Annotated in this window: 23 protein-coding genes; 9 read left to right on the top strand and 14 right to left on the bottom strand. The window is 64.0% G+C overall.

All coding sequences use genetic code 11. The features are described from left to right. Positions 1–3 precede the first annotated feature (3 nt). The 5 genes from DM450_RS19270 to DM450_RS19250 all read right to left on the bottom strand — a co-directional run bounded on the left by DM450_RS19270 (position 4) and on the right by DM450_RS19250 (position 5,483). On the bottom strand, positions 4–1,182 hold the full coding sequence (locus DM450_RS19270; protein ID WP_039396764.1) for an efflux RND transporter periplasmic adaptor subunit: 1,179 nt from the start codon (positions 1,180–1,182) through the stop codon (positions 4–6). Next, the gene (locus DM450_RS19265; protein WP_004212875.1) at positions 1,182–2,459 is read right to left on the bottom strand and encodes a TolC family protein; all 1,278 of its coding nucleotides are present in this window, start codon (positions 2,457–2,459) and stop codon (positions 1,182–1,184) included. The genes DM450_RS19270 and DM450_RS19265 overlap by 1 nt, the downstream gene beginning before the upstream one ends. 60 nt (positions 2,460–2,519) lie before the next feature. Continuing rightward, positions 2,520–2,816 carry a hypothetical protein gene (locus DM450_RS19260; RefSeq protein WP_039396785.1) on the bottom strand — a complete coding sequence of 99 codons (297 nt, stop codon included), beginning with the start codon at positions 2,814–2,816 and terminating at the stop codon, positions 2,520–2,522. A gap of 73 nt (positions 2,817–2,889) precedes the next feature. Further along, positions 2,890–4,857: a cytochrome c/FTR1 family iron permease gene (locus DM450_RS19255; RefSeq protein WP_009824024.1), complete on the bottom strand. Its 1,968-nt coding sequence runs from the start codon at positions 4,855–4,857 to the stop codon at positions 2,890–2,892. Continuing rightward, positions 4,857–5,483: a cation transporter gene (locus tag DM450_RS19250; protein ID WP_142638302.1), complete on the bottom strand. Its 627-nt coding sequence runs from the start codon at positions 5,481–5,483 to the stop codon at positions 4,857–4,859. The genes DM450_RS19255 and DM450_RS19250 overlap by 1 nt, the downstream gene beginning before the upstream one ends. Before the next feature lie 75 nt (positions 5,484–5,558). On the opposite strand from DM450_RS19250, the gene DM450_RS19245 reads away from it, so the two are divergent. After that, positions 5,559–5,978 (top strand): MerR family transcriptional regulator, encoded by a 420-nt coding sequence (locus DM450_RS19245; protein WP_007406847.1) that lies wholly within the window; start codon positions 5,559–5,561, stop codon positions 5,976–5,978. Here DM450_RS19245 and DM450_RS19240 read toward each other — a convergent pair. Continuing rightward, positions 5,972–7,174: an aspartyl protease family protein gene (locus DM450_RS19240; protein ID WP_013039112.1), complete on the bottom strand. Its 1,203-nt coding sequence runs from the start codon at positions 7,172–7,174 to the stop codon at positions 5,972–5,974. The genes DM450_RS19245 and DM450_RS19240 overlap by 7 nt on opposite strands. 289 nt (positions 7,175–7,463) lie before the next feature. Then, entirely contained in the window at positions 7,464–8,036 is a 573-nt protein-coding gene (locus DM450_RS19235) for a recombinase family protein (RefSeq protein ID WP_021224432.1), read from the bottom strand. 191 nt (positions 8,037–8,227) lie between these two features. Here DM450_RS19235 and DM450_RS19230 point away from each other — a divergent pair, with 191 nt between their 5' ends. Both DM450_RS19230 and DM450_RS19225 read left to right on the top strand, forming a co-directional pair. Then, the gene (locus tag DM450_RS19230) at positions 8,228–9,628 is read left to right on the top strand and encodes a Mu transposase C-terminal domain-containing protein (RefSeq protein ID WP_142638300.1); all 1,401 of its coding nucleotides are present in this window, start codon (positions 8,228–8,230) and stop codon (positions 9,626–9,628) included. After that, positions 9,555–10,433 (top strand): AAA family ATPase, encoded by an 879-nt coding sequence (locus tag DM450_RS19225; protein WP_084592359.1) that lies wholly within the window; start codon positions 9,555–9,557, stop codon positions 10,431–10,433. Before DM450_RS19230 ends, DM450_RS19225 begins: the two co-directional genes overlap by 74 nt. Positions 10,434–10,747: 314 nt before the next feature. Here DM450_RS19225 and DM450_RS19220 read toward each other — a convergent pair whose 3' ends face one another. Next, the gene (locus DM450_RS19220) at positions 10,748–11,986 is read right to left on the bottom strand and encodes a tyrosine-type recombinase/integrase (RefSeq protein ID WP_039396757.1); all 1,239 of its coding nucleotides are present in this window, start codon (positions 11,984–11,986) and stop codon (positions 10,748–10,750) included. Positions 11,987–12,177: 191 nt separating this feature from the next. Here DM450_RS19220 and DM450_RS19215 point away from each other — a divergent pair, with 191 nt between their 5' ends. Genes DM450_RS19215 through DM450_RS26560 form a run of 3 tightly spaced genes read left to right on the top strand, consistent with a single transcriptional unit; the run spans position 12,178 to position 15,892 of the window. Next, positions 12,178–13,836 (top strand): Mu transposase C-terminal domain-containing protein, encoded by a 1,659-nt coding sequence (locus DM450_RS19215; protein ID WP_142638298.1) that lies wholly within the window; start codon positions 12,178–12,180, stop codon positions 13,834–13,836. Then, entirely contained in the window at positions 13,833–14,756 is a 924-nt protein-coding gene (locus DM450_RS19210) for a TniB family NTP-binding protein (RefSeq protein ID WP_036526781.1), read from the top strand. Before DM450_RS19215 ends, DM450_RS19210 begins: the two co-directional genes overlap by 4 nt. After that, positions 14,753–15,892: a TniQ family protein gene (locus DM450_RS26560; RefSeq protein WP_080727012.1), complete on the top strand. Its 1,140-nt coding sequence runs from the start codon at positions 14,753–14,755 to the stop codon at positions 15,890–15,892. The genes DM450_RS19210 and DM450_RS26560 overlap by 4 nt, the downstream gene beginning before the upstream one ends. A gap of 230 nt (positions 15,893–16,122) precedes the next feature. On the opposite strand, the gene DM450_RS19200 is transcribed toward DM450_RS26560, so the two are convergent. From DM450_RS19200 to DM450_RS19180, 5 genes are all read right to left on the bottom strand, one after another. Next, entirely contained in the window at positions 16,123–16,599 is a 477-nt protein-coding gene (locus tag DM450_RS19200) for a hypothetical protein (RefSeq protein WP_008830650.1), read from the bottom strand. 11 nt (positions 16,600–16,610) lie between these two features. Continuing rightward, a complete protein-coding gene (locus DM450_RS19195) occupies positions 16,611–17,861 on the bottom strand; it encodes a molybdopterin-dependent oxidoreductase (RefSeq protein WP_008830651.1) in 1,251 nt (416 codons plus the stop codon). A gap of 85 nt (positions 17,862–17,946) precedes the next feature. Beyond that, positions 17,947–19,101 (bottom strand): TDT family transporter, encoded by a 1,155-nt coding sequence (locus DM450_RS19190; protein ID WP_185928826.1) that lies wholly within the window; start codon positions 19,099–19,101, stop codon positions 17,947–17,949. After that, positions 19,098–19,967 (bottom strand): LysR family transcriptional regulator, encoded by an 870-nt coding sequence (locus tag DM450_RS19185; RefSeq protein ID WP_008830653.1) that lies wholly within the window; start codon positions 19,965–19,967, stop codon positions 19,098–19,100. The genes DM450_RS19190 and DM450_RS19185 overlap by 4 nt, the downstream gene beginning before the upstream one ends. Positions 19,968–20,050: 83 nt before the next feature. Next, entirely contained in the window at positions 20,051–20,647 is a 597-nt protein-coding gene (locus tag DM450_RS19180) for a uracil-DNA glycosylase (protein WP_008830654.1), read from the bottom strand. Between DM450_RS19180 and DM450_RS19175 the strand changes: the two genes are divergently transcribed. Genes DM450_RS19175 through DM450_RS19165 form a run of 3 tightly spaced genes read left to right on the top strand, consistent with a single transcriptional unit; the run spans position 20,647 to position 23,215 of the window. Beyond that, positions 20,647–21,213 (top strand): DUF305 domain-containing protein, encoded by a 567-nt coding sequence (locus tag DM450_RS19175; RefSeq protein ID WP_243692798.1) that lies wholly within the window; start codon positions 20,647–20,649, stop codon positions 21,211–21,213. The two genes, DM450_RS19180 and DM450_RS19175, sit on opposite strands and share 1 nt — an antisense overlap. Further along, complete coding sequence (locus DM450_RS19170) at positions 21,210–22,646, top strand: beta-propeller fold lactonase family protein (RefSeq protein ID WP_142638294.1); 1,437 nt, start codon at positions 21,210–21,212, stop codon at positions 22,644–22,646. The genes DM450_RS19175 and DM450_RS19170 overlap by 4 nt, the downstream gene beginning before the upstream one ends. After that, positions 22,643–23,215 carry a DedA family protein gene (locus DM450_RS19165; protein WP_142638292.1) on the top strand — a complete coding sequence of 191 codons (573 nt, stop codon included), beginning with the start codon at positions 22,643–22,645 and terminating at the stop codon, positions 23,213–23,215. The genes DM450_RS19170 and DM450_RS19165 overlap by 4 nt, the downstream gene beginning before the upstream one ends. Before the next feature lie 67 nt (positions 23,216–23,282). Here the strand turns inward: DM450_RS19165 and DM450_RS19160 are convergent, their stop codons facing one another. After that, positions 23,283–24,533: a phospholipase D-like domain-containing protein gene (locus tag DM450_RS19160; RefSeq protein WP_260610573.1), complete on the bottom strand. Its 1,251-nt coding sequence runs from the start codon at positions 24,531–24,533 to the stop codon at positions 23,283–23,285. Between the last annotated feature and the right edge of the window lie 83 nt (positions 24,534–24,616).

Raw genomic sequence — 24,616 nt, 5'->3', positions numbered from 1 at the left:
GGCTTAATCCTCGTGGCTCGCTTCGCCCTTGCCGATCTCGGCCTTGAGCGTGAAACTTCCGGTGGTGGCGATCTGTTCGTTGCCGGTCAGGCCCGACCGGACGATCACCGTGTCGCCCGACGCATCGCCGAGCTGGACCGGGGTCGCCTTGAAGCCGGTGGGCGTGCGCACGAACACGACCGACTTGCCCTCGAAACTCTGGACCGCCGTCGTCGGCACGCGGACCGCCCCGCTCCCGCCGCTGCCCGTGAGCTGCACGGCTGCCGTCACAGGCTCGCCGACCCGCCATTCGCCACCGCGATTGTCGAGGGTGGCGAGCGCAGGCACGAGCCGCGTCTGCGGATCAAGCGCCGGCGACACGAAGGTCACGCGGGCGGTCGCCTGACGGCCTGCCGCCTTCACCAGCACCGTATTGCCGGGACGCACCCGGCCCGCATCCTCGGGCTTGAGATTAAGCGCGATCGACACCTGGCTCAGGTTGGCGATGCGATAGAGTTCGGCATCCGCCGCGACCGTTTGTCCCAGCGTCACGGGGCGCGCAATGATCTGGCCCGAGATCGGCGCGGCAATGCCGAGCCGGTTGAGCCCGCCGCCGCCGACACCCGCCGCCGAAACCATGCTCTGCGCCTGCGTCAGGGCGATCCGCGCCTCCGTCGCCGCTGTGCGGGCGGCGATCAGATCCTGTTCAGGGGAGACTCTCTGCGCGAACAGCCGCTGTTCGCGCGCGAGGTTCGAATTAGCGAGCTGAAGCCGCGCCCGCGCCGCCTCGACCTCGCCCTTGATCTGCGCCGCCTCGCGGCTTTCGATGACCGCAATGGTCTGGCCGCGTTCGACCGATTGGCCGAGGTTACGGGTGAGCGCGACCACGCGTCCCGCAATTGCGGCCGAGACGACCTGCGTTCCCTGTGGGTCGCCCTCGATGATCGCGGGCAGCTCGATCGTCCCGGCCCCGCCGATGATCGGCCGTCCGACCTGGACGCCCGCTGTGGCGATCTGGTCGGCACCCAATGTGACGACGCCTTCACCGGCATGACCGCCTTCAGCACCGCCCTTTTCCGTGCCCGCTGCCGTCTCATTGGCAGCTGCGCCTTCGGCAGTTGCCTCGTTTCCGCCATCCTTGCCGCCGCAGGCAGCCAAGAGCAGGGCGAGCGACGCCGCGCCCGCGAGATAAAAGCTCTTCATCACTGATTCCCCCCATTGGGCGCACGAGCGGTCAGTCGCTCCACTTGCGCGCGGGCATTCTGGTAATTGGCAAGCGCGTCGATCGCGGCGACCCGCGTTTCGGCGAGCGTGCGTTCAGCATCGAGCAATTCGAGCTGGCCGAACTTGCCCTCGCGATAGCCGATCCGCGCGATGCGGGCGGCCTCCTGTGCAGCCGCCAGCGCCGGCCCCGACGCCGCACGAGCCGTCGTTGCGGCATTGGCCGCCTGCGCCTGCGCGTCCGTGATCGCCTGTTCGATGTCGAGCGCGGTCACGCGGCGCTGCGCATCCGCCTGGGTCCGCTGCGCGGTCGCCTGCGCAATCGCGGCGCGACCATTGTTGAACACCGGGATCGGGATCGACACGCTGAACACCGCCGCCATGTCGTTGGTCGCTTCCAGGCGGCGGATCGACGGCCCGACGTTCAGGTCAGGCACGCGATTGGCGCGCGCGAGCCGCACGCCGGCTTCGGCAATGGAGAAATCCGCGTTGGCTGCCGCCAGCGCGAGTGTGCCGGTCGTGTTGACCGGTGCCAACGGCCCATAGACGTTCACACCGGGAAGGCGATCGAGCAGCGTGTCATCGAGCAGGCCGTCGATCGGCCGTCCGATCCGACGCGCCAGATTGGCGCGGGCCGCCTCGGCCAAGCGAAGCTGCCGCTCCACATTGGCGTCGGCATTGATACGCGCGACATCCGCGCGCTGTTGCTCGAGTGGCGATGCCCGCCCTGCCTGCACGCGAACGCTCGCGGCCCGCAGCGCATCGCTGGCGATCCGGGCCTGATCGCGGGCTGTCATTACCCGGCGATCGGCCGCGACCGCTTCGACATAGAGCTGCGTTACCTGAAGCCGGACATCCGCCGCGATGATCGCGGCCTGGATCTCGGCCCGGGACAATTGCGCATTGGCGACCGCGACGCGGGCGCCGCGCTTGCCGCCTAGCTCGATCGGGATCGCAAAGCCGACCGTGGTTTCCGCGCTGCGGACCCCCCGATACGGCCCGGAGCCGATGACATTCTCGACTTGGCCTTGAACCACCGGATTGGGCCGCAAGCCGGCGACTGTGCGACCTGCACGGGCCGCGTCGATTCCAGCTGTCGCCGCTTCCGCAGCAGGGGCCGAACCGCCCGCTGCACTGACCGCTTGGTCAAGCGTGTAGACCGGCGCATCCTGCGCAACAGGCGCGGACGGTCCGACCTGCGCCTGCGCCATCGTGGCGCAAGACGCTGCGGCCAGCATGGCCGCGAGGATACGATTCATGAAAATAGGACTCCTGACGATGATCGACAGGGGCGCGCCAACGCACGCCCAAATCGGACGTCAGGCTTGGGGGGGCCTCAAATGGACCATGCCGGTGCGGCCGTCGAGCGACGCAGAGGCGGAGATTGTCGGCTTGAGCACTGTGAGGACGGGGGTATATTCCATCGTCGTGCGCGCAGGCGCGCCGACGTCGTGTCCGTGACAATAATTGTGATGATGCGGGACATTCTTGTCCGAGTCCGATGGCACCTGATCGATGTCACCGGCGGTATGGACCGTGAACTCAACGCCCGCGATGCTTCCCCCCGCCAGATCGGCGGCATGGGCCATGCCGGAGAAGCTGGTCAGGACCAGCATCAGGCATGTCAGGAAAGGCAAAAAGGCTCGCACTAGCTTGCCTCTATCACGGAAGGGTTTTCATGTCATTGCACTAATTCGAACCAAGGGTCACTGAGCCGGAACCCGAGCGGGATCGGTCGCGCCCGTTCCAGGCGAACCCGACCGCAATGGCGACCGCCATCAGGAGTTGCGCCAGCACCGATTGCCAAGTGGGAAACACGCCGAGCATCGACAGCCGTGGCACGTCCGCGAGCGGTGCGATGTTGATAAGGCCGGCTTCCTGGAGCGCGGCGACGCCTTTACCCGCCAGCACGACGGTCAGGACCGCCATGAGCCAGGAGCTATAGCGGAAGAACTGCGCGATCGGCAGCTTGCGACTGTAGCGAAGCATGGCCCAAGCGATCAGGCTGAGCAGTCCAATCGCCGACCCGGCCCCCGCGAGAAGCATCCCGTTGTCACCTTGCGCCGAAAGCGCGGCATAGAACAGGATCGTCTCGAAGACCTCGCGATAAACTACGACGAACGCCAGCCCGAACAGGAACCAGCCCGACCCGCCCGAGAGCGCCCGCGACATCTTCTCGCGAATATAGCGCTGCCACTGATCGGCCTGCGCCTTGCCGTGCATCCAAATCCCGACCGAGAGCAGCACGACCGCGGCGAACAGCGAGCCAAACCCTTCCGTCAGCTCCCGGCTCGCACCGCTGATCCCGATCGCATAGGTGGCGACCGCCCAGGTGATCCCGCCCGCGATGATCGCGCTGACCCAGCCGCCATGCACGTACCGCAGCGCCTCGCCGCGCTCGGCTTTACGCAGGAACGCGATCATGGCGACAACGATGAGCAGGGCTTCGAGCCCTTCACGCAGCAGGATCGTGAACGCGCCCAGGAACGTGGACGCTTCGGTGGCGGCATCAGGCGCGAGCGCCGCTTCCGCATCGTCGAAAAGGCCGCCCAGTACTGCGACCTTCTCCGCGAGATCATCGGGCGACGCGCCCCGGTCGATCGAGGCGCGGAACTCCCCCATCGCGCCCTCGATTCGACCCATCAGCGTCGCGTCGCGCGCGGTGAGTGTTGGCTCGATCGGCTCGAACCCATCGAGATAGGCCGACAGCGCCAGCTCTTTCGCCATGCGCGCATCGCCGCGCCGCGCAGCCGCCACGCTTTCGGCGAGTTTGGCGCGGGCGACCGCGAGCGAGCCGGGAGCCTGTTGTATCACCTGTTCGGGATGACGACGCAGGAACGCGAGCACTGGGTCAGCCTTGGCGTCGCCGATCGCCGCGCCGAGCGCGGCCGGGGTGAGCGCGACCAGGGTTTTCAGGTCCGGAATGCGCCGGCGAAGGGTCGGGTCGGATTTCCAAAGCCGCTCGCCTTCGCGCGCCTGCGCATCCGTGAAGGCGAAGCTCCCGGCTCGGAATGCTAACGCCCAGCGCTGATCGTTGGGCAGATCGGCGAAGCTCTGCATCGCGGTCCCGTCGATGCCTTGCGTCACCACCTGATAGAGCGCGAACACGCTGCGCTGGCGCGCGCGCTCGGCATCGGTGAAAGCAATCGGGGGCGTAGCGAGCTTGGCGGCGTCAGGGCCACGGCCGTTGCCCGTCATCCCGTGGCAGGACGCGCAGGATTGTCGGAACAGGGCATCGCTGGAGACGAGGTTCGGAGCCTTATCGGGCGCGAGCGGCACCGGGTAGGCGCGCAACAGATCGGCCGCGAGCCCGTGCGCCAATGTTGCCACCTGTTCAGTCGGTCCCTTTTCCGCGATCACCGCCTGGAGGTTGGCAGCCCGCTGGATGAGGGCTTGACGCTCCGGCTTCGCCGGCAGGCCCTGAAACCGTGTCGAGACCGACGCGGCGAACTCCGTCATCTCGGCATATTCCGACGTGCTCTTGATCCGACCGTTGGCGACCGCGCCGCCATAATCGACGGCCATATAGTCGAGCAGCCGCCATGCGGTTTGCACGTCGCCGGGTTCGGCGATTGCCGCAGCAGGGATCAGCAGCGCCGCGAGCGCGGAGAGCAGCCGCAACGAGAGCATTGCCCGGATCAACGCGAGCAGACGCACTACCGCTCTCCCAATTCGCGCCGAGCGCCAGTGACGATTTCATAAGCGGAGTGGAGGAACAGGAGGGCGATGAGGCCGGCGACGGCGAGGTCCGGCCAGGCGCTTCCTGTCCACGCCACCAGACCGGCCGCGGCGATCACCGCCACGTTGGCGAGCGCGTCGTTGCGGCTGAACAGCCAGATCGCGCGAACATTGGCGTCCCATTCCCGGAAACGCGCAAGCACCAAGGCGGACACGACATTGATCGCGAGCGCGACAACGCCGATTGTGCCCATCAGTTCGGCATCGGGCGCGGTTGCGTTCAGGGCGCGCCAAATCGCGAAACCGATTACGCCCACGCCAAGCGCACCGAGAAACAACCCCTGCGTCAGCGCGACCTTTGCCCTCGCCCGTGCGGACGAGGCAAGCGCGAGAAGACCGATAAGGCTGATCGACCCGTCCCCGAGAAAATCGAGGGAATCCGCTTTCAGCGCTTGGCTATCGGCGATGAACCCGCCGAACAGCTCGGCGACTCCGAAGCCGAGGTTGAGCACCACGACGGTCAGCAGCGCACGGCGATAGGCCGGATCGGTTTGCGCGCGCGCGGGCTCCCCGTGGCACCCGCAGCTTTCGGTAGAAGCATTCATGCGGCCTTCCTTACCACCTCCAGTCGCTGTAGAAGCAAGCGAAATGTGCGACACGTTCGCATAAGCAAGGATGGCATGATGAAGCCGGTGATGATTGGGCAGCTCGCCAGCGAGACCTCGACGAAGGTGACGACGATCCGCTTTTATGAGTCGATCGGGTTGCTCCGATCCGCCCCTCGCACGGCGTCGGGTCGCAGAACCTACGATGCCAGTGACATTGAGCGTTTGCACTTCATCCGCAACGGTCGCCGGCTTGGCTTCTCCGTCGACGAGATCCGTTCGTTGATGGGGCTGGCGCAGAACCCGGACCAGGATTGTGGTGCCGCCTCAGCTATCGCTGCTCAGCACCTCAAGGATGTGGAGGAGAGACTGGCGCAACTCGCGGTGTTGCGGGATGAGTTGGCAATGCTCAGCCAGAGCTGCACCAAGGCGCGCATGGCCGATTGTCGGATCATGAAGGCGATCGGCAAAGGCCACCCTCAAGCCGATCAATAATAATCGGCCAGCCTGAGCTCGCGCACATCACCCGAGGCCATCGTCAGCTTTACGAGGGTGCCAGCAGGCCGGGAGCGCACTTGCCAGAGCTCCCCACGCGTATAGTTCGCATCGATCGAATGGCCGTTCACCGCCACGATCCGGTCGCCGACCGCCCAGCCAGCCTTTTCCGCGGGACTGTTCGCCGCCACATGAACAACGGTGAGCGCCGTTGGTGAGGCTGCGAGGCCAAGGCCGCTACGGTCCTTCAGCATCGGCAGGCGACGACGAGGACCGAGTGGCCGGAGCCACACGAATCCGGCGGTCACGTCGAACACCACGTCGAATTGAGCGATCAGCGGTAGGCCGACATTGCCAACCGTGCTGGTGGAGAGCCAAGCTCTCATCCCGAGTGTGGGGACGTTCGAGACGCCAAGCCCTTCGATGTTGATGTTCTGGATCGTGAAAGCATCGTTGATACGCACACCATCGACGCCGCCGATCGCCGCGGTCGAGACGAGCTTCCCGTTCAACAGCCCTTGATCGCGGGCATAGGCCGACGAGAGCATCAGCGCGGCCGAGCTGCCAAGATCGATCATCAAGGGCACGGGAGGCAAACCCGAGACGGAAGCTCGAATGAACAGCTCCTGCTTGGCACCGCGCCCGAGCGCGACAGCGCGCCAGTCGGGACCGGCGAGAAACGTGCCTGACTTGACGACCGCCATACGCCTTTTCGCGAAATCGAGCGCGATGCAGCTACCCGTGAACATATCGGCACCGAGGAGGATATCGATCGGTCGTCCGAAGGCCGCCGACACTGAACTCAGATCACCAACGACGGCAAAGGGTAAGCGACGGGTTTCGCGGGCGAGCTGTACGTCGATGTCGCGGACCAGCAGCACCGGGGCCTTGGCGCTCAGCCCGCTAATCATGCGCCGCTCACCATCGTTCAAGCCGAGCTTCGCCGCGAGCGCCGTGCTCATGATCGACGCGCCGCTGCCACTGTCGAGCACCGCCCGCACCGGCACTCCGCGCACTTGTGCCGAAACAAGGAGGGTATCACCCGTGCCGACTTCCAGCGGCTCCCATTCGAGGTGAGCCGCACCGAAGTTCCACGAGCCCGCAGACCGGGAAGTCTGTCGCGCGAGCGTTGGAGAACCGAGCACCAAGCCGGTTCCACAGGCCACCAGCCGCGCCACTAATGAGCGTCGAGACATACCGATTGCTTCAACACGGGCCGTCAAAAAGCCACCTCCAGCCCCCCGTCCGCAGGAGAGCAAATTGCGGTTACATGCTCCAGCCACTGGAGGAGCAAGTGCTTTTGGTGCGCCCGAAAATCCTCAGAAGCGCTTGGAGAACTTTAGATGAAGGATGGTGCAGACCGCTTAGATGCCTTCCCGATAACGAACGGTTCCGGGGGACGCTGGGCCGATCGGGACCGCGAACGGTGTAAACGCTCGCGCTAAGTGGCGGCATTCTGATCGCGCTATTTGTCGGCGAGCGTCGCTACGCGGCTACCGGCTTGGTCTCGGCCGATCGCACATAGGCGTAGAGTTTTGGCTTGGAGATGCCGAGCATCGAGCAAATCTTGGCGATCGGCATCGTGTTCTCGTGGTAGAGCCTGACGGGCAGGTCGCGCTTTTCCTTGCCGAGTGCGGCCGGCCGGCCACCCTTCTTGCCGCGAGCGCGGGCTGCGGTGAGACCGGCCTGGGTCCGCTCGCGGATCAGGTTGCGCTCGAACTCCGCCAATGCCCCGAACAGGTGGAAGGTAAGCTTGCCCGACGTGGTGGTCGTGTCGATCGCCTCGTGCAGGCTCAGCAGCCCGACCTTTTCCTCGTCGAGGTAGGTCATCCATCCGATCAGATCACGGAGCGAGCGGCCGAGCCTGTCGAGGCGCCAGACCACCAGTGTGTCGCCGGCGCGAAGCAGCTCCTTCACCTTTTCCAATCCAGGGCGAGCGGCAGTCGCCCCGGAGGCCTTGTCGGTGATGACCTTCTCGCAGCCGGCAGCCTTCAGCGCATCACGCTGGAGGTCCAGGTTCTGCTCGGCGGTCGATACGCGGGCGTAACCGATTTTCATGCGTAGGGCCGGTGGCGCCCCGATCGGGCGCGGTTTGGGAAGAAAGTCGTCATCGGCAGGTCTATGTTGCCCTAGTTTTCTTTACCGGGTAGATTTACGTCGAACAGGCCGGTTTGGCAACGCGAGCGGACTCGCATGGCGATGGGCAGGCAAATCTCCGTTTTCCTTACCTGCGACACGGACCGTCGGCGGTGACGCATCCGGCGCTTGTCCCGCCGCTGGCGATCGAGCGCTACCGCGTCCTTGAACCGCACCTCGCCGATGGCATCCCGCTCGCGGACCTCGCCCGCACCGGCACGCTGAGCGAGCGGACGTTGCAGCGCTGGCTCGGGCGCTACCGTGCCGAAGGACTTGCCGGTCTCGCGCGTCTGCCGCGCAACGATCGGGGCAGGCTGCACCTGCCGGAACATCTGGTCGAACTGACCCGCACTCTCGCCACCAAGCGCCCGCGACCCCCGGTCGCCGCCATTCACCGAAAGGTGCAGGAACTCGCCATCGCGCATGGACACCGAACCCCCAGCTATGCGGCCGTCGCGCGTGTCGTCAGGGCGATACCGGCAAGCCAGATCGCCGCAGCCTCCGATCCGGCCGTCTACCGCGACCAGCACGAGCTAGTGCATCGGCGCGAAGCCGCGACCTCGAACGAGATGTGGCAGGCCGATCATACCGTTCTCGACATTCTCGTGCTCGATGATGCCGGAACCCCGGTGCGTCCTTGGCTGACCGTCATCGTTGACGATCACAGCCGAGCCATCGCCGGTTACTTCCTCAGCCTCGATGCCCCCAGTGCCCTCAACACGGCGCTCGCCTTGCGGCAGGCGATCTGGCGCAAGCCCAATCCCGAATGGATCGTCAGCGGCATTCCCGAACAGCTTTACGTCGACAACGGCTCGGATTTCATCTCCGAGCATATCGAGCAGGCGTGCATCGCCCTCAAAATCCGCCTCATCCATTCGCTGCCGGGGCGTCCTGGCGGGCGCGGCAAGATCGAGCGGCTGTTCCGCACCATCAACGACATGTTCCTGCCCGACCTGCCCGGCCACCTGATCGCGGGCAAGCCGCTGTCGGCGCCAGTGCTCACGCTCGACGAGCTGCGCGCCCGCTTCGAGGCGTTCGTGTGCGGCGTCTATCATCGTCGCCCGCATGGCAGCACCGGCGAACCGCCGATCACGCGCTGGCAGAAGGGCGGGTTCCTGCCCGCAATGCCCGACAGCCTTGAACAGCTCGACATGCTGCTCGTGCACGTGCCCAAGCCCCGTAAAGTGCTGCGCGACGGCATCCGTCTGATGGGCAGGCGCTATGTCGAACCCACGCTCGCGGCCTTCGTCGGCGAGCAGGTCGAGGCGGTCTATGACCCCCGCGACCTGACCGAGATCCACGTCTACCACCAGGGCCGGTTCGTCTGCCGTGCGCTCAGCTCCGAGCACGCTGGGCACCCGTCGTTGCGCGCGATCCAGCGCGCCCGGCGCGGCGCGAAGGAGCGCGACAAGCAGGTGCCTGCCCCCACGGAGACCTTCGATGGCGACCAAGAGGATACGGCTTTCCGGCCCACCACCTACCGAGGGCTCCGGCTCTACGCCGCTGACGATTGAGTTCCTGGTCGAGCAGCCGTTCCTGGCGACCCGCGAACATGCCCGGTTCGTCGAGTTTGCCGAAGCCTGCGCGCACTACCGCTATATCGGCGTGTGTCATGGCCGGCCGGGCGTCGGAAAGACGCGATCGGCGCGCGAGTTTTCCAGCTTCCCCGACCTGGGGGAATATGCCGCGCTCCGTCCCATTGCCGCGCTCCTTGGCGAAAAGGTCGCTCGCTGCCGCGCCGTCTTCTACACCGTGTCGGTCAGCAACACGCCCAAGACGATCGACGCGGTGTTGGGCCTCAACCTCATTAAGCTGGGCTATGCCCGGCTGACGGTCGCGGGCGGCTCGCAGGACGAAATCACCCATGACGCCGCCCGCATCGCCTGCCCCCTCGTCATCGTCGACGAGGCCGACCGCCTGACCATAAAGTCGCTCGAACATCTCCGCGACATGGCCGATCGCCACGGCTTCGGGCTGATCCTGATGGGTATGCCGGGCTTGGAGAAGCGCCTCGCCCGCTATGCCCAGCTCTACTCGCGGATCGGCTTCGTCCACGAGTTCAAACCGCTTACCGAGACCGAAATGCGGCTGCTGCTCGCGACCCACGCCGGCGATTTCGGGATCAGCTTCGACCCGGCCCAACTCGACGCGATCGAAGCGCAGGCAGCCGTGATCCGCATCACGCGCGGCAACTTCCGGCTCATGGAGCGCCTGTTCGCGCAGATGCGGCGGATCATGACCCTCAACCGCGTCGAGGAGGTCACCGCTGACATCGTTCAGGCCGCGCGCGATTGCCTCGTCATCGGACCCGGCAACTGACAAATAGCGCGATCAGAACGCCGCCATTTAGCGCGAGCGTTTACACAGGATAAGATCCATACCGTTTCCGGAACCACTTTCTTGTTTCCTCTTCGAAATTGGACTGTGCTGATGAGTTTGAGCGATGGTGGCTTCGCTCATACACTACGCGCTACCAGGCCCCTGCCCGTTTCTTAGGCTTAACGTTGTAGCTCAAGACCCCGGGGGCTCAGCCTCCCTTCTCCGGTTCTTGCCGCTGCGCAAATCCCTCGATCTACCTGCCGCCGTCGTGTGGTCGCACGGCATCATCCAAAGACCTATTTAGGCCGTCATGACTAGCCAATCTTCGCCATAAGGCGCCCCGCCGCCCCCTGCTCTGCCGCGAGATTGCGATTATAAGCGAGCGGCATCCGCGGCGACTTCCACCGCAGCGCGTCCATGATGCCGGCCAAATCCTCCCCGCTGGCGAACAGGTCCTGATTGAGCCCGATCCGCGTCGAGTGCGCACTGATCCCCTTCAGCAACCGCGCCAGATCGTCCGCCGTCAAATCGGGCAGCGCGCCGCGATCGAACGCACGCTGAATGATTGCCCGCCAGATCGGGCCGATCGATCCCGGATGGAGCGCCGCGGCGCCGATGTCATACTCGACCCGCGCCTTCACAGCGGGCTTGGACAGCGTCTTGCGCAGATCCCAAGTCTCACGGCCCGAGATGCTGTCGATCGAACGACCCTTCACAGCCGCCCGCGCTTTGTAGCGCCGTACCTGCACCCGCCGGAACAACGGCCCCGCGTCGATCCCAGCGGCCTCTCTCCACGCCGCGACAGCCCGCACAGAGCGGGGCGACAAATAGGCTGTGGCTCCCTCGCCCTCCTGATCGCCTTTGCTTCGCGCGATGGCGAGGAGGCGCGCTTCGGGATCAAGCGCCTCGAGAATGTCATTGATGCTGATTGCGACGAGCTCCGATGCACGGAGCCCCGTGTCATAGGCCACCGACAACAGGGCTCGGTCCCGCAGGCCTGGCAGATCGCCCGCGCACGCCTCCAGCAAAGCTCGCACATTCAGTCCGCGAGGACTGTCGCGCTCCACGTCTCGCACTGGCCCCTTGAAGCGCAAGGGACGCGCCTGAGCCTGCGCGGTGCCCTTCTCGCGCCGGATCGCGCGTAGCCGCAGCTTCACGAGATCAGCCTGGGTGGGATCCTTGAGATCAAGCAGCTGATGGATCTTGGCGATCGACGCCTTGTAGCGGCCAAGCGAGGCGGGCTTGGCCCCCTGCCCTGCCCGCGCGTCGAGATAGTCGGCGACGATCTCGGGCGTGGCCGGCAGTGCAATCCGGTTGTTGCGCCTACACCACGCATCGAACGCCTCGACGTCGGACTTGAGCGCACGGATGCTATGGGGCGATGAAGCGGCCTGATAGGCGGCGATCAGGCCCTCGTTGACGGTGATGCGCTCGCCGGCGCGCATCTGCACGATCGTCCGCGCAAGGTCGGCCGGCGCCCTGACCGCCGGCAGGACAGCCTCAGGCGGCGCTACGGGGATTTCTGGCCCTTCCCGGGCGGTTTCGGTGCTCACGACGCGCCTCGCTCCTCAGCCGCGCTTGTAGCCCACCTTGTCACTTAAAGAATACGGGCGGACGAGAAAACGGCCGAGTTGCGTGGATCATGTACAAGAATACCTCCGGACGTTCGACCTGACAGCGCGATTCTGCTACAAAACGACCGGACCCGGCAACACGAGTCCCTGGCGAAAATCGGGGATAGGTCATGGCCGAAACAGGCACTGCCCTCACGACGGTTGATCATACAGAATGGCGCAAAGCTTGTGAGCGCGAGCCTATCATTCGTGCGCTTACGGCAGAGCCCCGGCTCGGACGCAAAGCGATTGCTGAGGCCGGCCTGAAGCTGAGCCTCAACCGGTCCCGAATTTACGAACTGCTCGCGAGATACCGGGAAAACCCAGTGACCAGTTCGTTGGTCGACCAGCACGATGGATTTCCCAAAGGGCGCTCTCGCCTCCCTTGCGAGGTGGAACGCCTGATCGATGCCAAAATAGAGCAATTTTATCTCAGCCGTCCAAAGCCCACCATCGCACAACTGGTCCGTCAAATTCGCTTTTCGTGCCTGGAGCAGAATCTGCGACCTCCAGCACGGCAAACTGTTGTCCTGCGGGTCAACGCCGTGGAACGGACACGCCTGACAGGCGCCCGTGATGGGACCAAAGCCGCAGCAGACCGCTTCCGACCCGTCGTCAGCTCATACGAGGCGCAGTACCCTCTTCAGGTCGTACAGATGGACCACACGCTGGTCGATATCATCATCGTCGATGAGTATCTCAGGAGACCGGTCGGGCGGCCAACGCTGACCCTGCAGATCGACGTAGCGACGCGGGTGATACCCGGCTTCTACATTTCACTGGAACGACCTTCCGCGATTTCGGTCGGCATGGCGATCCGTCATGCAGTACTGCCCAAGAATGATTGGCTGGCCGATCGAGAGCTCACCTTCGCATGGCCTGTCTTCGGCCTGCCAGACATCCTCCATCTCGACAATGCCTCGGAATTTCACTCACGCGCGCTGACTCGGGGCTGCCAGCAATTTGGGATCGAGCTTCACTACCGTCCACCGCGCACTCCGCACTTTGGCGGGCACATCGAGCGCATGATCGGCACCGCCATCGGCGAAGTTCACCTTCTTCCGGGTACTACGTTCTCCAACATCCAGGACAAGGGAGACTACGACGCTGAGGGCAAAGCCTGCATGACCCTCAAGGAATTCGAGCGATGGTTCGCCCTCCAGGTGGGAATCTATCATCGCACCATTCACAGCTCACTTGGCGTCCCCCCGATGACAGCGTGGCAGGACGATCAAGGTAAGCGTGTTGCAGCCCTGCGCCTGCCGGCCGATGAAGAACGTTTTCTGCTCGACTTCCTCCCGTTCGAGATGCGCCGGGTCCGGCGCGAGGGCATCAAACTCTTCCACGTTTTCTACTGGCATGGCGCTTTGGCCACGCTGGTCGCGAACAGCGTTCATAAATTCCCGATCAAATACAATCCGCTCAACCTCTCGGCCGTCTATCTCGAACTGCCCGGCGGCGAGCATGTCACAGTTCCTCTTCGCGATAAGCGGCGTCCTGCAATTACCAAGTTCGAGCACGACCAAGCCCTGAGAGCGCTTCGAGAGCGCGGGCGAACCGCCGTCGATGAGCAGATGCTTTTCGAGATGGTGAGCACGCAGCGCAGGATTGTGCTAAGGGCCGTAGAGAAGACGCGCGGAGCTCGACGATCAACCCAACGCATCGTCGATGCGCTCATCCGCGACGAACCGCCTGCGGCCTTTGTCCAGCACCAAGAGGCCAACGCGCAGCTGACACCGCCAAATCTCGACGGGCCGGTTGTACCACTCGCGATCGAGGAGCAGTCATGAACGTGCTCTACAGCCATATCTTCCCGGCTTATCGCGAGTATGCCGAATTGACCGATGAGGCCCGGATCGACTGGCTACGCCGCGACCGCTGGATATCGTTGCCACAGGCTGAGGCCGCGCTCCGCCACCTTGAAGACCTGGTAATCTATCCGCCGCGAGGGCGAATGCCCTGCCTGTTACTGTTTGGCGCCACCGGGATGGGCAAGACCGAAATTGTCAGCCGCTTCTCGAAACTTCACGCTCCTCAGTTCGATATCAGGACCGGGCTCAGCAAGATGCCGGTGTTGCTCGCGCAGATACCGCCAGAGCCGAGTGAGGAGCAATTTTACACCGAGGTGCTGACCGCGCTAAATTGCGTCGACCTTAGCCGACTGTCCGTGCGATCGATGCGAGCGGAAGCCAGGCAACTGCTTGCCGAAGTCGAAACCAAGGTGCTCGTCCTGGATGAAATCGACAAGATGCTCGCCGGCACTCCTCGCCAGCAGCGGGTGTTCCTCAATACTATCCGCTTTTTGACCAACGATCTGAAAATTCCAATTGTTTGCGCAGGGACCGAGGACGCGCGGATGGCGGTCCTGATGGATCCGAACCTTGCCGACCGGTTTGGGGCGTTCGAATTGATGCCATGGCGCAACGATCATGCCCTGCGCCAGCTGCTTGCGAGCTTCTCGGGCCTGCTGCCCCTGAGACGCCCATCGATGCTCGACACCGTCGAAGCGCGGCAACGCGTGCTGGCCCTCACCCAGGGTGTGACGGGCCGAATATTCCGGCTCATCGAGGCAGCCGCTGTCACGGCTATCCGCGATGGCCGCGAGATGCTTGATGCCGCAAGCTTCGAGGCCAACGACGTGACGCTTCCTCTCGTCTCCATGTTTACGTCGGCAGGCAAGCGAAGGACAATCGGCCGGGCGACCGTATGAGTTTCGTGGAGCCATTCGCGGATGAACTTCTCAGTTCATGGCTGGCGCGCGTGCGCGATCAGCGGGCTCCGGGTGAGCCTTTGCTGCGCGCCTATCGAAATCGCGCAGGCCATTGGCGGCATCCCGATGTAAACCCAAAAAAATCGATGATCGCTGAGCTTGCCGCAAGCGAGGGCTTCACGGAAAACAGTGTCGCCGAACTCGGTCTTTGCTATCGGTATCCGAGGATCACCCCGGATTTTGTAGCCTGGCACCACGTTCCATCCGATGATCCTAGCCGAGATTTCGCGCCCGCTCTTACCCTCCGGTTGAGCTGGTGCAGTCGTTGCCTTGCCGAGGACTATGCCGCTGGCCGCCCCGCCTATATCCGTGCGGACTGGGCCATGGCTGCGTGGGGCTTCTGTTTCCGGCACCACTGGCCACTCGTCGATCGATGCGTGTCTTGCGGGAGTAGTCATTGGGCGATTAAGCGGTCATCGCAGGGGCCGCCAAGATTGTGCTGTATTCGCTGCCGTCGGGGCCTCGAACGGGCGCACCCCAGGGCGCTCGAGCTTGAGCCAGCAGCGCAGCCCATCTGGATCAATATCGTAGCCTTTGAAGCCGCGCTGAGGGGTGCGCTTAGGGGAAAGGTCCCAGATCAATTTCGCTTCAACGACACTTCAGCCGGTCAGCTGCTCGAAGAATCCGCCAGAATCTGTCTACTGTTCGCAAGGGCCCACAGGCGCTGGAGACTGCGTGATAGACTCCTACATCGGTTTGCGGCGCCTGTGCTCACGCTCGATAACGTTTGCCCCAACGAGCCTTCCTGTGAAATGCCGCTCGCGCTTGCCAGCCCCTCAATGCGTCGTTGCCTTATCGCAATCTGCGCCGCGATGCTCGATGCAGACTGTGACCCAACGGTGCGAAACGAGGACGAGCCGGTTGTCGACGTATGGGCGCGGATGGTCGATAGCATCGCACTCCAACAGTTCATCCAAGATCGTCAGGCGTGCTCGCCGACGTTGAAAAGAACAGTGGAAGCAGCGTGCCATCGGAACGAAAAAGTCGAGCGGATGTCCGCGTTACGGAGCGCCTCGACGGCCTACAAAACTCTCTTCCGTGACGCGGCCGGAAATGCGTTCTCTTCGCGCCATTAAGTACCCGCGAGCCTACGGATGGCAGGCGCATTTGGCCTCTAGCTGGCCGCACGCTTTTTAGCGGCAAGTGTCCATTAACTTAGGAGGTTGGCGGCGCGCACCTGAATGCGGCGCTTCTGCTGGATTTCATCAATTCCATTCCGTCCCGCGATTGGGCAACATGCGCCCATTCCCGCCGCTCAATGCTCCTAGGGTAGCGCCTGAAAGCAGACGTTACGCAGCTTGGCGCCTCAACCCGTTCCTCCGGAGGCATCCGGCGCGGTGCCGGGGGCGGTATCCTGAGCCTTTCCGGTCGGCGCCCCATCCTGCGCTGCACTCATCGCCGTCAGATAGTCGACGATAGCCGGAATGTCCTTGTCCGCCACGGGAGCCTTGTAGACATCCTTCATCTTGGTGACCGTTGCCTTCCACTGGTCCGCTGAAAGCACTGGCTGGGTCATCGCCATGCTGGCGGAATGGCAAGACGTGCAATTCGCATTGATGACATCGGCATGAGGGCCATCGGGATATTGCTGCTCATCGATAGGAAGATCGACCGTATCCGAGGTCATGGTAAAGCCGTTCACGGAAATGCTGCTGGGTGTAGGCCCTGTGGATTGGGGTTCGGGCAGCGGGGTGTAGCTGCCGGGAGGGCCCACCATCATGAGGGTGAAGACGGTCACGCCGAGCAGTCCGACGGCCAGCATGCCTGGGGTTGGCGCTTTCATGCCAAAGCTCCTTATGCCGTCACGATGGTAGTGGTTTCGATATTGCCGCGCATGAAACCGCCAGGGTTCCAGATCGGCGCCATCGGCTGTGCGACGCCTGCCGTATTCCAGCAGCGCGACATAAGCGACGTCTTTCCGGGGCCGGGCAAGGGAACCTGGGCGTCCCACCGCCGGAAACTGTACTTCCCGTGGTCCGGTCCGAGCTTGGTTGCAAACCAGTGGCGACCGCCGTCGGTGGACACATCGACCCGTGCCACGCCGCAGTCGCCGCCCATGGCAATACCGCCGAGCGGGATCGAGGCCTCGTGTGCGATCCGCTGACCTTCGCCCAGACTGGTAACCCACGAACGCGGGATCATGCGGTTGATCGGAACGGTTGGGAAGTCCTTGGCGCCGGGCTTTACATTGGCGCCCGGCGTCGCCGGGATCTTGTAGGCCTTGGCCATCCAGTATTCGTCATCAGGCCCGGGCAAGACCTCGATGTCGTTCAGCATCTTGACCCAGTAAGTCGAGTACCAGCCCGGCACGATCAGCCGGATCGGGAAGCCGTTGAGGAGCGGCAGCTGCGTGCCGTTCATGCCGAAGGCGATCATCACTTCGCCGTCGCGGGCATGATCGATGTCGAGCGCCTTCTCGAAGTCCGGGGCACCGGCGACCACAGGTTGATCGAGCGCCCCGAACCGGACCTGGACCGCCCCCGCCTTCACCCCGGCCAGATCGAGCACATCGCGCAGGCGCACGCCGAGCCACTTCGCATTGCCCATCGCCCCGTTGCCCCACTGCGCGCCGGGGACGCGGGGCTGGAACAGCCCGCGCGAATTGCCCGAGCACTGGTTCACCGCGGCCATCTCCACCCGCGGCAGGCGCATCAGCTGTTCGAGGCTGATTGCGATCGGCTTGTTGACGTGCCCGCGGATAGTGAGCCGGAAGGCATCGACGTCGATCGAGGTCGGGATGTCCGCCCAATGCCAGCGCACGAAGAACTGGTCATTGGGGGTGAACACATCTCGGTCGAAGACATCCATCGGTGTTTCCAGCAACGGCGGATGGACGCGCTGGAGGATCATGCTTCCTTTGCCGGGAAATGCGCTCGTCATTGGGCGCTGCGCATTGCCGCCGGGGAGATGCAGGTCGGTCAGACCCTGCGTGATGCCTTGCGCCAGAGCGGGTGCGGCAGCGATGGCTGCACCGCCGAGCGCGGCATTCTGCAGGAAACGGCGGCGGCTTGTTTCGGCCGCGAGCTCAGCATCCAGTCTGTCCATGGTCGTATCCTCTCGGGCAAAATGGTGGCGGGTGCTGCTGTGAGAAGCAAGCGATCAGAACGCCGTTACTGATCGCAATGCCCGATCAGTTTGTAGCGGCGATACAGGGTGATACGAACAGATTGCCGCGCCATCCGCCGATCAGGGTCTTGGCGGCCACCACGATCCACATCAGCGCGAGCGCCAGGGTCAGGGCGGTGCCGACGATACCGAAGAAGGCAAGGTTCAGGGTCGTGCCAAGGCGAAAGGTTGCCACGGTGAAGACGCCTAGCGGGAAGGTGTAACCCCACCAGCCAAGGTTGAACGGGATACCTGCCCGCCAGTAGCGCCAGGTGATGAGCGAGGCGAGCGCCAGCCACCAGAGGCCAAACCCCCAGAGCAGCAGGCCGGCGATTGTGCCGATACCCTGGGCGACAGCGCCGACATCGGCCAGCCCATGCCCGGCCATGATCGCAGGCGCATCGCCGCCCAGAACCAGCATGCCCAGCGCGCCGGTGCCGATGGGGCCGAGTGCCAGCCAGCTCGATGCGGCCATGCCCTCATGCGGCAGCTTGTGCAGCGCCATGCGCAGGATCAGCAGCGCCAGGATGCTGAAGGCGACCGGGACCGAATAGGCCCACAGGATGTAGGACGTGACGAGCATCCCAAACTGTGCGCTGCCCTGCGCCAGATGCGGCGCCAACAGTCCTCCGCTGGCAGCCGTCACTTCGGCCGCCACGACCGGCAGCAGCCACACCGCCGTCATCCCATCGAGTGAATGCTGGTGGCGCGTGAACATGAAGTACGGGATCAGCACACCGCAGCTCACCGCCATGGCGGCGTCGATCCACCACAAGACCGTGGCGACCGGCACGATGCCCTCGCCGAAGCGCGCGATACCGAATGCGAGACAGCCGTTGATGATCGTGGCGAGGCCCATCGGGATCGTGCCGATGAACATCGATACGGTATTGTGCCCGAAGATGCGCCGCGCTTCGTGGCCGAACAGGATCCAGCGCGCGGTATAGAGCGCGGTAAAAAGGGTGAAGAGCCCGATGTTAAAGAACCACATCACTTCTCCCATCGGCTTGAGCGAAGCGCCGATGCCCGGCATCTGCGGGAGGGCCAGCGCAAGGATGCCCGTGCCCATGGTTGCGGCAAACCAGTTGGGCGTGAACTGGCGGATCATCTCGCGCGGGTGATCGAGCCGGCTGAGCGGGCGCATCCCTTCGAGGATGGGCTTGATATCCGTGGTCATCATCCAAACTCCTTGACCAGTTCGGTCAGCGCGTCGGCTGCCCGAGTGCGATACCGTTCCTTGTGGCGTAACGCCTCAAATGGACGGGCTGGCATCGCGAGCGGCAATTCATGAAGGTGCCCCGCAGCAAGCGCGCGGCGCACCACCAGTTCGGACAGGACCGCGACGCCAGCGCCGGCCTCGACAGCAGACCGTACGGCTTCGTTGGACGGCAGCGTCATGGCGATGTCCAGGTCTGCCGGATCGATACCGCGATCACGCAGCACATCCTCGAAACTCGACCGCGTGCCGGACCCGTGCTCTCGCACGATCCAGTTGGCGCCGCGCACCCAGTCCTCATTGATGGTATCGACAGCCTGCCCCGAGATAAGCAGCATCCGGTCCTCGCCGACTTTCCAGTGGGCGAGTGCGGGCTGGTCGATCGAACCTTCGACAAAGCCCAGTTCCGCGCGGCCATCCAGTACCCGCGCTGCCGCACCTTCGCTGTTGTCGATTGCGAGTTCGACGCGGATCGCCGGGTGACGGCTGTGGAACTGGGCGAGGCGCGAAGGGAGCCAGTAGCTGGCGATGGTCTGGCTGGCGACAAGGCGCAGGGTTCCGCGCTTCAGGCCGCCATACTCGGCCAGGGTAAGCTCCGCCGTCGCGGCGCGGCCAAGGACGGCGCGTGCCTCATCGAGGAACATGCGACCCGCCTCGGTCAGTTCGATGCCGCGACCCACGCGGTTGAAGAGCGGAACGTCATGTCTGGCTTCCAGTGTGGCAATCGCGGCGCTGGCGGCGGACTGGGTCACGCCCAGTGCCTCTGCGGCCCGCGTCATATGTTCGCGTTCGGCGACACCTACAAAGATGCGCAATTGTTCAAGGGTCATGGTGATCTCCTGTCACCATCGATACCTCAGCCCTATCAATCACTCCAACGCATTGATTATATCATTCCAATCGTATTTTAAGATCATTCGATTAGTACGGTCCTGGCGGCCACCAGCGCGCTCGCGATCCGTTGGCCGACATCAGGACTGTTGCAGACATTGGCCGGACTAGGATGGGGCATGGTGATGATTGATACATCGGGCCGCGCCTCTTTGATAAGCGCCTCCGCACCTGCAGCCACCCGTCCCGCCAATATGCAGACCCGCACGCACGGCAGTTTCGCAAGCAGGCCGGGAAGCGTTGCGAGACCCTCGGCAATCTCTGCGCGGCGCAGTGCGCGATTGCGGGCGCCGGGGGCGTGGACGATCCAGGGCACGCAGTTCCACTGAACGATGTCGTTTCGGCCAATGCCTGCAGCCTCAAGATAGCGGCGAAGGTTCCGAGCTGTGCCTGACGGATTGTCCCGCGACACGAAGCGAGTGCGATCAGGCCCGGGCCCCGGCGTCTCAAGAAGCAGGAGAAGGCGCGCATTTATGCCGCCATCGAACGGGTCGAAATGCGGCACCGGGTGTCCTGCGCCAACGAGCCCCTCACGCCATATCTCCAGCGGCGCGATGTGCGGCGCACCAAGAGCCGCTTTGCGTTCGGCGATCAACGCGGGATCATCCAGCCAGACCATTGATCGTCAAATCCTGTCGAAACTACAAAAATCATCGGTTGGATCGATCGCGACGGTTGCGCCATCCGTTCGATAGGCAACGCCTGCGTTGGCGCACATGCTCCTCAGCAGCTCGCATTTTTTCCGTTGCGCACTGCGACGATGACACTTGCGTCCGCTGTGGGCGTTATCGCCGGAGCGCCATGACGAAAGGGCTTCACTTGAAACTGCTATGGGGATTGGCCGGCCTTTGCGCGGCGACAGCATCGGCGGCCGCACTGGCGACATCGCCCGATGGCTTCGCAAGCCAGATGGCAGCCTCCATGGAGCGGATGCACCATGCGATGATGAATGCGCCATCGGGCGACCCGGACCGCGACTTCGCGGCAATAATGATCCCCCATCACCAGGGCGCAATCGAGATGGCGGAAGCGGAACTCAGGTATGGAAAAGACGAACGCCTGCGCCGTCTGGCTCAGGGCATCATCGTCGAGCAGCGGCAGGAGATCGCCGTCATGCAGGACATCCTCGCCGAAAAGACCGGCCCCGCTGCCGGCGCGCATCATCACATGGGAGACGACAAATGAACAAGACGCTGAGCATCGTGTCATGCACCTTGCCGATAGCGGCTGCCCTGGTCGCACTCCCGGCATCTGCGCAGCAGGTCCCCAATGCCCAGCCCGACAGGGCAGTCAGTGCGCAGGACCGCTTCTACACTTCGGACCAGTTTTCCAACACGGTATCGGTCATCGATCCGTCGACGAACACGCTGCTGGGTGTCATCAAGCTCGGCGATCCTACGCCTGCAAATCTCAGCCCGCTCTATCGCGGCCAGCTTCTGGTGCATGGCATGGGCTTCTCGCCTGATCGCCGTACCCTGGCGGTCGTGTCGATCGGGTCCAACTCGGTCAGCTTCATCGATACCGCGACCAATGCCGTGAAGCACACCGCCTATGTCGGGCGCTCCCCGCATGAAGCCTTCTTCCGGCCCGATGGCCGAGAAGCCTGGGTGAGCGTGCGCGGCGAGGATTATATAGCGGTGCTCGACGGGACCACCTTCAAGGAGACGGGCCGTATTGCTGTCCCCAACGGGCCGGGCATGACGATCTTCTCGCCCGATGGGAAATATGGCTACGTCTGTTCCAGCTTCTCGCCAGAAACCGTCGTCATCGACACCAGGTCAAAGCGCATCGTTGGCCGCGTGAAGCAGGACAGCCCCTTCTGCCCCGACATCGCCGCCACGCCTGACGGCAAGCAGGTATGGCTGACGCTCAAGGACGTCGGCAAGGTGATGGTCTTCGACGCCAAGCCGCCCTTCGCCGTGATGAAGACGATCGACACCGGGCCGATCACCAACCACGTCAACATCGCCAGGACAGCTAAAGGCCAGTTCGCCTATGTAACGGTCGGCACGCAGAATATCGTCAAGGTCTTCCGGACCGACACTTTCGAACAAGTCGCCTCGGTGCCGGTCGGCGCGCTGCCGCATGGGCTCTGGCCCTCAGGCGATGGCAGCCGGATCTATGTCGGGCTGGAAAATGACGATGCAGTCGCCGTCATAGATACGGCCACGAACAAGGTCATTGCCACGATCCCGATCGGACAGGGCCCGCAGGGCGTCGCCTATGTGCCCGGCGCCGTGCCTTCGGGGCAAGGCCTCGACAACCTCGTGCCGCTCGCCAAGGCGCAGGGGAAAGCGCAGGTCGTCCTGGAAGGTCAGGGACAGAGCCAGGTGTCGCTGTTCGATCAGGGGCAGGTCCAGATCCTGCAGGCTGCCGTCGCCGGACTGGCGCCCAAGCAGACCTTTACGCTGGGTCTGGCGGCACGTCAGGATGGCACCGGTACAATCGAGCCGCTGGCCAAGTTCATGACCAATCCGGCAGGCGCGGCGATCGTCAATGCGGTTGGCCCGATCCGGCAGATCGTCAAGGATGCCGCGCCTGCAGAGCGCCGCTTCCTCGTAATCCGTTCCGGCGCGCCGGATGAGGCTGGCGCGGTGGTCCAGCGGCAGAAGCCGTGACGCTTGAAGCGATCCTTAGCCAGTACGGCCTTGCGGCTCTGTTCCTTGGTGCGGGCATCGAAGGCGAGACGGTAGTCGTGCTGGGCGGCGTGATGGTCCACCGTGGCCTGATCGCGTACCCCGCCGCCATAGCAGCGGCGGCGCTCGGTTCCTTCGTCGCGGATCAGATCTTCTTTGCCCTCGGCCGCCGGTTCCGCAATCATCGCTACGTTCAGCGCGTCCAGCAGAAAGCCGCGTTCCGCCGCGCCATCGATGTGTTCGAGCAGCGGCCAGTGCTGTTCGTGTTCGGCTTCCGCTTTCTGTATGGCCTGCGCACTGTCAGCCCCATCGCGATCGGCACGACCGCGCTTCCTGCCTCCCGCTTCATGGCTATCAACGCATTGGCGGCCGTGGTCTGGGCGACAGTCTTCGTGACCCTGGGTTACCTGTTCGGTGAGGGCATCGAGGCTGCTTTTGGCCGCGTCCGCGATGTGGGCCATGTTCTGCTGCCCGTACTCGCGGTGCTGCTCCTCGTCGGCCTCGCCGCACACTTCCGGCACCGCAGGCGCGAGGTCACAGCAAAGGACTGACGAGGCGAGCTAGATTTTCGCAGAAGCGGGAAACACGCGGGCGATCACGCCATTCCTCCAGCAAAAGTCAGTCGCTTCGGCGGATGTATCCCCGTTGGACATCCGCGAGAGGTCCGGTGGACGCTTCATCATGCAAGATCAGGCTGATCTCGGCATTCAGCATGAAGGAGCGAACATCGGCATTGCTGGATCCGATGACGGCCATGCGGCCATCGATCGATACGTTCTTCGCGTGCAGCAACCTGTCGCGGTAGAGGTGGAGGCGTACGCCCGCCTCGAGCAGTTCGCTATAATAGGATCGCTGGGCAAGGTTCACGAGCCGCTGGTCCACGACACGCGAAACGACGAGGTCGATCGCGACGCCGCGTGCGACCGCGTTCTTGAGCGCGGTCAGCAGGGCTTCGTCTGGGATCAGATAGGGCGAGACAATGGTGATATTCTCTTGCGCCTCGTGAACGAGTTCGACGAGCAATCGCTCATAGCCGGGCACGCGGTAGTCTGGCCCACTGGGCATCGCCTGCAATTCTGAGGCGCCTGAGGCATCGGGCACGGGCAAGGCCGCGATGGTCTGTTCGGTCTCAAGGAACAAGTCGCTGGCAAAGACCGCATCGAGCGCGCAGACAACCGGGCCTTCAACCCGCGCTACGAGTTCGTCATTTACGATCCCGGGCTTGAAATCGCGGTTCACAATATTCTGCGACCCTACGAAAGCGACCCTGCCATCGATCAGGCACAGCTTGCGGTGATTGCGCAGATCGCTTCGCGCACGGCGAAGCGCCGCGAAGCGAACCGGCAGGACCAGGCGGGCAGTGACGCCTCGGTCCGCCAGCATCGGTAGGCTGCGTTTTGCCCAAGGGCGCGAGCCCAGCGCATCGATCAGGACGCGGACATCGACGCCGCGTGCATGTGCGCGGCCAAGGGCATCTGCGACTTTCTGTCCCGTCCGGTCGTCTGCGAAGATGTAGGTCAGCAGATGCACCCGAACATGGGCTGCATCTATCGCCGTCACCATAGCGTCGATCGTGCCGTCATAGTCCTCAAGCAGATGGAGGGCGTTGCCCCCACAGTTTGGAAAACCGCCCAGCCATTGTGCAAGCACAGCTGTCCGGGAAGGCGCGCTTTTGCTGCTCATCAGCGCCTGCCCGGCACTCTCCCGCTCCGGCGCCGCCCGCCTGAAGCGGTCCCGCCGCCAGGATGGGAACGCGGCCCGGCCGATCAGGCGGTACAGGATGAAGGCGGGCACCGGCAAGAACAGCACGAGAAGCAGCCAACTGCGCGCCGCTTCGGGCGGACGCCGCACCGGAATGACCACCACCATGATGAGCCGGATCGCCCATTCGAGCAGCAGATAAGCGAGCGTCAGGTTCGGGATGGAGATCATCGCGCGATGCTACCTGTCTC

It is taken from the genome of Sphingomonas sp. IC081 (assembly GCF_006874585.1).
Taxonomy (GTDB): Bacteria; Pseudomonadota; Alphaproteobacteria; order Sphingomonadales; family Sphingomonadaceae; genus Novosphingobium.
This window is presented reverse-complemented; position numbering and strand designations above follow the sequence as displayed.